The organism is Bradyrhizobium sp. Tv2a-2, from assembly GCF_000472425.1.
Taxonomy (GTDB): domain Bacteria; phylum Pseudomonadota; class Alphaproteobacteria; order Rhizobiales; family Xanthobacteraceae; genus Bradyrhizobium.
In genome coordinates this window covers 498,377-507,116 of record NZ_AXAI01000004.1, presented here as the reverse complement: position 1 = coordinate 507,116, position 8,740 = coordinate 498,377, and the positions used below count along the sequence as shown (strand labels likewise).

The window sequence follows — 8,740 nt, the reverse complement described above, 5'->3', positions numbered from 1 at the left end:
AGAAGATTGAACTGATCGATGCGGAACTCGACGCCGTGTGTGGTGGGTCCGGCAGCGTCAACATCGGTAATCCGCTCACCCTGCTGAACCTGAACTCGCAGTCCGCGACGGCTGTCGGCGGCCTCAGCGTCACCGGTGACGTTGGCCCGGCTATCGCTTCGAACTATAACGGACCTCAGACGAACGCCGTCGTGTTCGGCTAAGTTACGGATGCCCGCACACCCCTTGGCTGCTCCCGGGGGTGTGCGGGTACTCATTTCAATCGAGATGCTTCGGGATCACCGTCCGCCGCCGCCGTTAGGCTAGCGATGAGCCGGTTCAAGCAACTGCCGCTCGACAAAATCCGCAAACGGTCCTTGCTCGCTCATGAGCTGTGCGTAGCTTCCCGCTTGCACGATTTTGCCGCGCAACAGCATGACAATACGATCTGCATTGCGGATGGTGCTGAGGCGATGCGCAATCACAATCCGCGTGATGCTCAGTCGTTCCAGCGAGGCGCCGACGATGCTTTGGGTTTGGTTGTCGAGCGCGCTGGTTGCCTCGTCAAACAGAAGAATCCGTGGTGAACGCGCAAGAGCCCGGGCGATCAATAGTCGTTGCCGCTGACCGCCTGACAGCGTACTCACGCCTTCCGCAACCAGCGTATGCATGCCCATCGGCATCTGCGCGATGTCGATATCCAGCGCCGCCAGCCGCGCGGCCTCCCACGCCTTCTCCAGCGGTAAATCAACGCCGCCGCAAATGTTTTCGAAAAGGCTTCCGGTTGCGAGCTTGGTGTCTTGCAGCACCACCCCAAGCTGCCGGCGTACGGCGCTGATGTCGAGCGTGTTGAGCGCCTTGCCGTCGTAAAACACCGTGCCGGCTTCCGCCCGCTCAAAACCGAGCAGCAAACGGAAGAGCGACGATTTCCCGCTGCCTGAGGGACCGACGATCGCGACGTAGTCACCCGTCGCAATGCTGAGGCTGATGTCATCCAGGATCTTCGGCCCGCCTTGCGTATAGCGGAAGACGACGCCGGAAAGTTCGATCTCCCCGGATAGTTCTCCAGGCGATCGCCGCTCCTCGGAGATCTCGGCAGGTGTGGAAATCATGGGCTTCAAGCGGGTGAGGTGAGGAATCGCTACCAGTGATTCGCTGACGCTCGAGGCCCAATTGCCGATCGCGGCCATGGTCTGTCCCAACGCTGCCATAAAGCCGAGAAAAGCGCCGAGATCGAGCAGGAGGTGACTGCTTGTGTACGAGGCAAGCGCAAAGATGGTCAATGTCGCCAGCATCGGAAAGGCGGTGTCAAAGGTGCTCAGCGCGTTGGCCGCTCGCTGCGAGACGATGAAGTAGCGCCTCTGCACAGCAAATTGGTGCGACCATCGCGCTAACGCGCGCGCCGTTGCGCCTGCCACGCGCAGCTTGCTGACTCCCGCAATCAATTGCAGAACAAAGCCGCTGGCCCTGCCTTGCAGGTTGAAATGTCTGGTCTCGTAGTAGAGCCGCACGGCGCTCATGGCAAGAATCGCAGCCGCTCTAATCATCGCGAGCAGCAGTGCAATGGTGCCCAGACGAGGGTCATAGTAGAGCATCAGCCCAATGCTGAAGAGACAAAAGAACGCGGCCGTAAAGCCGCGCAGCACGCGTCCGGTGAAGATCCGGCGAGCGGCGTCGATGCCCATGGCGCGATCGACCAAATCGCCGCTTGTATATTCGCGAAACAGAGAGGTGGGTAGGCGGAGCAGTCGGTCGATCAGCGCGGCCTGCAGCTTATAGTCGAGCAGACCTTCGAGCCTTAACGTGACCCGTCCTTGCATCATTTGCAGACTGGCGATCGCCACAGCGCTGACCGTCAGCGCAAGGGCACAAACAACGAGCTGATCGATTTCGGTGCGCGGGATAACCGAATTGACCAGGACACTGGTGAGCAGTGGCGGCATCAGCGACAGTAGCCCGATTGCGAGAACCGCCAACGCGATGCGCGCGATGCTGCCGGAAACGCCGCGCATCGCAAAGGTAAACAGATCGCGATATTGGAGCCGGCGGGACGGCAACGCTGGATAGAAAGCGATGGCCTCCGGTTCGAGCTCGCCGGCAACGGAGCGGTCGACCGAGCGATGCCTTCCGCCCTTTGGGTCGAACATCATGTAGGTGTTTGCCCGATTGCGCAGCAGAGCCACTGGACTGCGTTCGTCTCCAAGCCAGCCGAGCAGCGGTCCAGCATCGGTCTTCCACCAGGCATCGCGCAGAAGCACACGGCGGATCCGCATTTGGGCCGCGCGAGCGATCTCCAGAATCTCGCTGAAGGCCCGTCCCGCGGGTTGAGCGCGCCGCGAGAGCGTAACCGGTATTCCCAGTTCTTCTCCGACGACGCGGCAACTGTAAAGCAGCGGGTCTGCCGGGTCCCGTTCGGATTGCGCGCGATCGGGTTTTCTGACCACGACATCAGAGAGCCGCTCGAAGGAGTCGAGCATTTGCGACGCAATGAGTTCGCCACGCCGGACCAGCTGTTCCCGCTCTCGAATGACGCCGTCGGCCAGGCTGCGCTCAAGATGGGCAATGACCGCCAGCTGGTATCGATCAATCGCGGACCAGAGAACCGGGGCGTCTGGCGGATTAGCGTCGAGACGCAATTTGCACCCCTGCTCGCCGGCTTCCACCCACACGCCACCCGTCAATGGGAGAGGGGGCTGCCCGGGAGCGAAGCTCGGGCTGAGGTTCATCAGCTTTATTGTCCCGGTTTCGAGGTGTGCCCACACGAGGTTCCGCGTTGGACTGCGACGGCGCTCGCCCGGGTGCAGTTCAATTGCTTCACCGCTCACCAGCTCGGAAATGGTCTCGCTTGCGGCCGACCGAACCATGAACGTCGCCAGGTGGGCAATCCAGCCGGACACTGCACCAAAGGACGCAGCGCCGCGCGGGACCTCCAGAAGCTCGGTCCCGGGCGTTCCGACGGCGATGATTTGCAACCGGCTGCCCGAGGTTTCGCAGGCATTGTGCAGATCCAGAATGGCGTCGCCGGCTTCGAGACGAAACAAATGTTGGCGCGTGCCGGTCGGCTGCGCTGCAAACAAATCGACGTGACCGGCGGCCACTTGAAGAACGTGTTCGTGGTCGCTGAGAAGCATCGGGCGACGCGCATCGAGCGTAGTTCGGTGCAACAGAGCGATCGGCGTCTCCCGTTGAGGCCCAACGAATGTCTCGCTGGCAAATCGATCCGTCATTCGCGCGCCACCAATTTGGCATAGGAGGCCTGAAGCGCAAGAAGCTCTTCATGCGTACCGCGCTCAACGATGCGACCGCGTTCGAGCATGATGATTTCGTCGCAATCGCGTATCGTGCTCAAGCGGTGGGCGATGATGATGCAGCTGCAACCGCGGCGCCGCAAGTTGTCGTCGATGGATTTTTCGGTGACCGGATCGAGTGCAGCCGTCGCTTCATCCAAGACAAGGATCGAGGGATTGCAAACCAGAGCTCGGGCGATTTCGATGCGCTGACGCTGACCACCGCTGAAGTTCGTACCGCCTTCATTGACGTGGCAGTCATAGTTGCCAGGTCTGGACGCGAGGTCTTGATGGATCAGCGCGTCCCTGGCCGCCGTCAGCAGATGGCGCTCATCAGTTGTCGAATCCCAGAGCGTCAAATTGTCTCGTGCGGTTCCCTCAAACAGAAAAATGTCCTGGTCGACATAGCCGACGGAGTTCGCAAAAACGTCCGCAGGGATATCCGCCAGCCTCCATCCATCAAAACGAATCTCGCCCGACCAGGGTTTGTACAGTCCGCAGATCAGTTTGCCGAGGGTTGACTTTCCGCTGCCGGACACGCCAACGAGCGCTACCCGCGAACCGGCAGGGATCACCAGCGAAAGATCCGCCAAAAGCGGCGGCTCGAGCACCGAATAGCCGAAGCTGATGTTGTGAAGTTCTAACCGGCCGGCAAGCTTGGGCGGCAAGGCATCCACGTGTGTCGGCGGTGGCGGCGCTAGCGGGTAGCGGTAGACATCCTCAAGCCGTTCGAGCGATCCCTTGATGGTTTGCATGCCGCCGAAATAGTTCACGAGATTGACGAAAGGCTCGGAGAAATTCAATGCCAAGGATTGGAAGGCCACGAGGCTTCCCAGTGTCAGCGAGCCCTGAATGACCCGCAAGCCTCCGAGGCCAAGAATCGCCGCGACCATGAGGCCTGAGAGCAGGGTCGGGACCATGTCCAATATGATGGCGGAGGCGCCGAGCCTCCGTTCGGCGTTGAGGTTTTTGGCCTGAAGGCCGGCCCACCGGCCGAAGGCGTCGTCTTCCAACCCACTTGCTTTGATGGTTTCGATGGTCCGCACCATGCTGACGGTCGCCCCGTGCAGCTTTCCCTGTTCGAGCGCCAGCCGATAGCTCAGTTCCTGGCGGTGTGACGCGACAAGTCGCAGGAGAAGAACATTGATCAAGGAGATTGCGACGCAAAGCGCGGTCAGGCCGACGTCGTAGACGGCCATGGCCGCGGCGAACAAAACCACCGACATCAGGCTCAGCGCATTGGAGGCAATCCCGCTTGAAAGCAGCCGGGCGATCTGTTCGTTGGCTGCAATGCGGTTCGCAATATCGCCGGCGTGGCGTTGGGTGAAGAATTCCAGCGGCAGCGCCATCACACGCCATAGGAAGCGGCTGGTCATCACGACGGCGAGCTTGGTCTGCAGCCGCAATAGCAGCGATTGGCGTATAATGGTCAGAGCGGCCCGGAAGGCCGCCGTCACCGCCATGCCGATCAGAAGCGGCGCAAGCCAACTCCGCATGTGCTGGATCAAAATCTGATCTACAAAGATTTTCGAGAAGCCCGCGGCGACAATATTGGGTACGACCGCCGCGATGCTGACGACAACCAACAGGGCCACCGCCTCCTTTGATTGGCGCAGCTCACGCATGAGCAGGCGTATGCCCTTCGGCTTGCTGCCGACCTTCTCGAACTTTTCGCCGCGTTCAAATACCAGGACAACGCCGGTGAAGGCGAGATCGAGCTCGACCAGATCGATCCGCCGACGCCCGCTCGCGGGGTCGTTTATGTAGGCGCGCTTTCTATCAATTCCTTCAAGGACAACGAAATGGTTGAAGTTCCAGTGAATGATGCAGGGCATCGGAAGCTCGGCAAGTGCCGAAGGTTCGACGCTGTAGCCCTTCGCCGTCAGCCCGTATCGGCGCGCCGCTCTGATGATATTGCTGGCCTTGCTGCCGTCGCGCGATACGCCGCATGCGATACGAAGCTGCTCCAACGGAATCCACGCCCCGTAATACGCGAGAATGATGCCAAGCGATGCCGCGCCGCATTCGACGGCTTCCATCTGCAGGATGACGGGTGTCCGTCGAATGCTCCGGCGCGGCAACCAGCTCACCATGCGGCTGACGTAAGATTTGGGCCGCTCGCGCTTGCTGGTTAGCGTGTTTGGAGAAGGCTTATCCATCAATTCCCGTGAGGTGCTTGAGCAGGGGGATCACCAGATCGAGGGGGCGCTGCCGGCGTGTTGTGATCTCGGCCCGCACCAACGTTCCGCTCGTGAGATGAATGTTCGGCCCCTCGCCAACGGCCCATCGATATCCGGTTGCAGTGAAGGCGTCTTCATGGAGCGCAACCGTCGCGGCGTAGGGTGCACCGTCGTGCGAGAAGCGTGAAACCAGGCTGTCGTTATGCAGCAGCGCGGCCATGCCTTGCGGCGTCATCGGGAAATCAGAGATGCTGACCACGCTGCCCAGCATCATGCCAAATTCCTCGCGCTTCACCGTGCTCGGCTCGAGGTGCACCTGCATGCCCGGCTTGATCTGTTTGCCCCGTTCGGCGGGAATATAGACGACGGCTTCGAGCCTGATGCCTTCGCTTTCGATCTCGATCACCGGCGTGCCGACGGCTAGCACCGAACCGGGCGAAATCTTCACCTCCAAAACCCGCCCGTCCATCGGGCTGATCACTTGGGTGTTCTGGCTCAGCTGTTCGGTGGCGGCATTCATTTGCCGCCGGGCCTCGTTGAGGGCGAACTCCGACTGTTGAATTTCGCGCCCGCGGTCGGTCTCCAGATCCGTCTTCTGCGCATGCAACTTCAAAATCTCGTTTTGGGCGTCGGTACGGCGTTGTTGGGCATCGGTCAGCTCCTGGCGTCGCTCCTCGACATTGCGCCGCGTCGTGTATCCCTTGGCCAGCAAATCATCGAGGTTTTTGACGTCGACGACGAGATAGTCGACGCGTTGGCTGGTTGCCTTGATCACCTGCTGCAGCGCGATTTCAAGTTTTGCAAAATTCTGGCCCTTGGCGGCGAGCTCGCTTGCAGCTTTCGACACCCGGTCGGCGTGCTCCCGCTCCCGTTCATGAAAGACCTCAGTGGCTGCCTTGTGCTTTTGCTCGATGTCGGTTTGAACGATCTGGGCGACGAGCTGGTCCTTACTGACATGATCGCCAACCGTGACCGCGACCGACTGCAGCCGTCCGGCCGCCGCGGATACGGCGTCGACGACCTTACCTCCACTCCCGATTAGGATTCCCTCGCCCGAGACCCGAGTAGGCACGCGCCCGAAGATGCCCCACAGCATGGCCGCCACAAGCACAATGTACAGTACAAGGGTAAGAATCCAGTCAGCGGGCTTGGTGATAACAACGAGATGATCGAGCTGCTCCGGAGACGCAGCCCGGTCAAGGGCCGCGGCGCGAAATGCCCGTTGCGGCCCGTCGGTCATACTCCTATGCTCCGGCTTTGGGAGCGGTTCGGACGCCGACATATCTGCACGCAAAGCAAGTGGTGAACTGAAGTCGACAAGGCCGGATTTTTGCACAGAATCGACCGTCTAACAATAAGGGGAGGGGACCGATTGGGATGCACGGGCTGATCGGCACCACCAGACTTTCGTTCCCAACGCCAGCGCGGCGAAAGATGCTGGCGGCAAGCTTGGTGCTTGGGCTGTTCTTCCCCAGTGTGTGCCGCGCCGGCGTCCTGTCCGAGAGCGATTTCAGGCAGGCGGAGAGCCTTAAGCCGCTTTTTGCCAACCTCATGAACGACCTTGTCGAAACAGCAAAGCGCCCCGATGTTTCCAGCGGCGACGCCGGCTGTATTAACTCGACCATCCGGGAACTTCTTCAGATCTCCGACGAACTAGCAAGCTATGAGTATCTGATCACGATGGACAAAGATCTGACCGACTTTGGCGACAACAATCCGATGCGGGATATTGTCAAGTTTGCCGTCGACAAGAGCAGCACGATCCTGACGAGCGAAAGAAAGCGGCTGGTTCAGTTATCCGATCAGTGTACCAAATATCCATTCGGGCAAGGCAAGACCCAGCAGGCCGTAACCATCATTGACACGACGACAGGCATATTGGCATCTATTCGCGCTCGCCTTTGACCCGGGCGAAAAAGGAGCGGCCGCCACAGTGAGCGATCTCCACGTCCGGAGATGAGGGCGAGGGACTGTTTGCTGACAACGAAGCGTGCCCAGATCTGGCCGTGAGTAGCCAAGCACCATCGAGAGCAGCCAGATAATGTGCTTGACCCCGGGCTCATCGACGAACTCGACGTCAATCCTGGCGAAGTCGACTTGCGCCTGCTCACCCGGTGGCGTTTTAAAATGCACTTGGAAACCCGCCGGCCGGGGAGGTCGAAGTTCGCGCACGCGACGGCGTGCGGCGCTGTAGCCGCCAGCGAAGCCGCGTTCCTCGAGGTCACGCCACAGCCGCACGGCGGTGAAGGCGGGACCGGCAGCCCCACGCTGCCGCGCGACATTCATCGTAGAGACGTCCGGTCGGACTTGGCCCGCTTGCCGCCGCCGGGAGCCGGAGTATATTGGGCCAATGGCTGTCAGCTCGCCCGATCTGAAAGCGTTCTTGCTCGCCACACCTTTCTTCGGTGGTCTCTCAGACGCAAGCTTCGATCTTTTGGTTTCGATGCTGGTCGAGCGCCGCTTCGACATCGGTGACACGATCGTGGCGGAAGGAGAAGCTGGCCGCTCAATGTTCGTTGTTCACTCCGGTGAACTCGTCGTGAGCAAGCTCGGGGATTCAGGACGCATAATTCGTATGGCAAGTCTTCAGGCTGGCGATTTCTTTGGCGAAATGACGCTTATCGAGATGCAGAACCGATCAGCGACCGTCGTCGCGCAGAGCCCGACCCTGCTGTACGAGCTCACGGCCCGACAGCTCTACATGTGCTACAAGGCCGACATCCACGCATACGTGATGGTGATGCAGAATATCAACCGCGAGCTTTGTCGGCGGCTCCGCCGCGCCGACGACCGCATTGCGGAGCTGCAGATGCTTCACGCGAGTCAATAACGAAGCAACGTTTATGTCCGATTTCAGTACGCGGGGGACTCGGGGCCGAGCCATGCTTCGCGCCGTCGCAGTCGGCATCGGTGTTCACCCCAGCGAATGACACGGGCTCGCGCCTGCCTTCCTCTCCCCGAGGCTTTTCTTTGCCCGTTGCAATCGAACGTCTAAAAAGGACAGGTTTGCTGGCGGGATAGTTCCCGCCATAAGCAGCTACTTTCTGGTCACGGGCTGCGCCCCGTCATGGACAGCACTCCCCGTTATCGGCTTCCTAGACGGAGGTTTCCCAATGGAGAGGAAGGCGGAGTTTCCCAATGGAGAGGAAGGCGGAGATGGAGGGACTTGCTCCCTCGGGACCTTGAGCCCGCGGCGTCTACGTTTCCCGGTTGGCCTTTATCGACCCGACGTAGCACTCGCCTGGACGCTCGCAGGCCGATGATCTGATGCGTCTGTACCAGCTCGCCGAACAC

General features: G+C 60.4%; 6 protein-coding genes and 1 pseudogene. 3 read left to right on the top strand and 4 right to left on the bottom strand.

Going from position 1 to position 8,740, the window contains the following annotated elements; translation table 11 throughout:
- The coding region (locus A3AI_RS48745) for a hypothetical protein (protein WP_024515662.1) at nt 1-203 on the top strand (203 nt) is incomplete at its 5' end.
- Nucleotides 204-302: 99 nt separating this feature from the next.
- On the opposite strand, the gene A3AI_RS0111205 is transcribed toward A3AI_RS48745, so the two are convergent.
- Genes A3AI_RS0111205 through A3AI_RS0111195 form a run of 3 tightly spaced genes read right to left on the bottom strand, consistent with a single transcriptional unit; the run spans nt 303 to nt 6,686 of the window.
- Nucleotides 303-3,206: an NHLP bacteriocin export ABC transporter permease/ATPase subunit gene (locus A3AI_RS0111205; RefSeq protein WP_024515661.1), complete on the bottom strand. Its 2,904-nt coding sequence runs from the start codon at nt 3,204-3,206 to the stop codon at nt 303-305.
- Entirely contained in the window at nt 3,203-5,359 is a 2,157-nt protein-coding gene (locus tag A3AI_RS0111200; RefSeq protein ID WP_036047890.1) for an NHLP family bacteriocin export ABC transporter peptidase/permease/ATPase subunit, read from the bottom strand. The genes A3AI_RS0111205 and A3AI_RS0111200 overlap by 4 nt, the downstream gene beginning before the upstream one ends.
- Before the next feature lie 58 nt (nt 5,360-5,417).
- A complete protein-coding gene (locus A3AI_RS0111195; RefSeq protein WP_024515659.1) occupies nt 5,418-6,686 on the bottom strand; it encodes an NHLP bacteriocin system secretion protein in 1,269 nt (422 codons plus the stop codon).
- A 137-nt stretch (nt 6,687-6,823) separates the two neighbouring features.
- Between A3AI_RS0111195 and A3AI_RS42555 the strand changes: the two genes are divergently transcribed.
- Nucleotides 6,824-7,351, top strand: a complete 528-nt coding sequence (locus A3AI_RS42555; protein ID WP_024515658.1) for a hypothetical protein — start codon at nt 6,824-6,826, stop codon at nt 7,349-7,351.
- A 74-nt stretch (nt 7,352-7,425) separates the two neighbouring features.
- Here A3AI_RS42555 and A3AI_RS49275 read toward each other — a convergent pair.
- Nucleotides 7,426-7,720: pseudogene (locus A3AI_RS49275) on the bottom strand (IS21 family transposase); the annotation flags it as partial.
- 76 nt (nt 7,721-7,796) lie between these two features.
- Between A3AI_RS49275 and A3AI_RS0111185 the strand changes: the two are divergent.
- Nucleotides 7,797-8,276, top strand: a complete 480-nt coding sequence (locus tag A3AI_RS0111185) for a Crp/Fnr family transcriptional regulator (protein ID WP_024515657.1) — start codon at nt 7,797-7,799, stop codon at nt 8,274-8,276.
- Nucleotides 8,277-8,740: the final 464 nt, after the last annotated feature.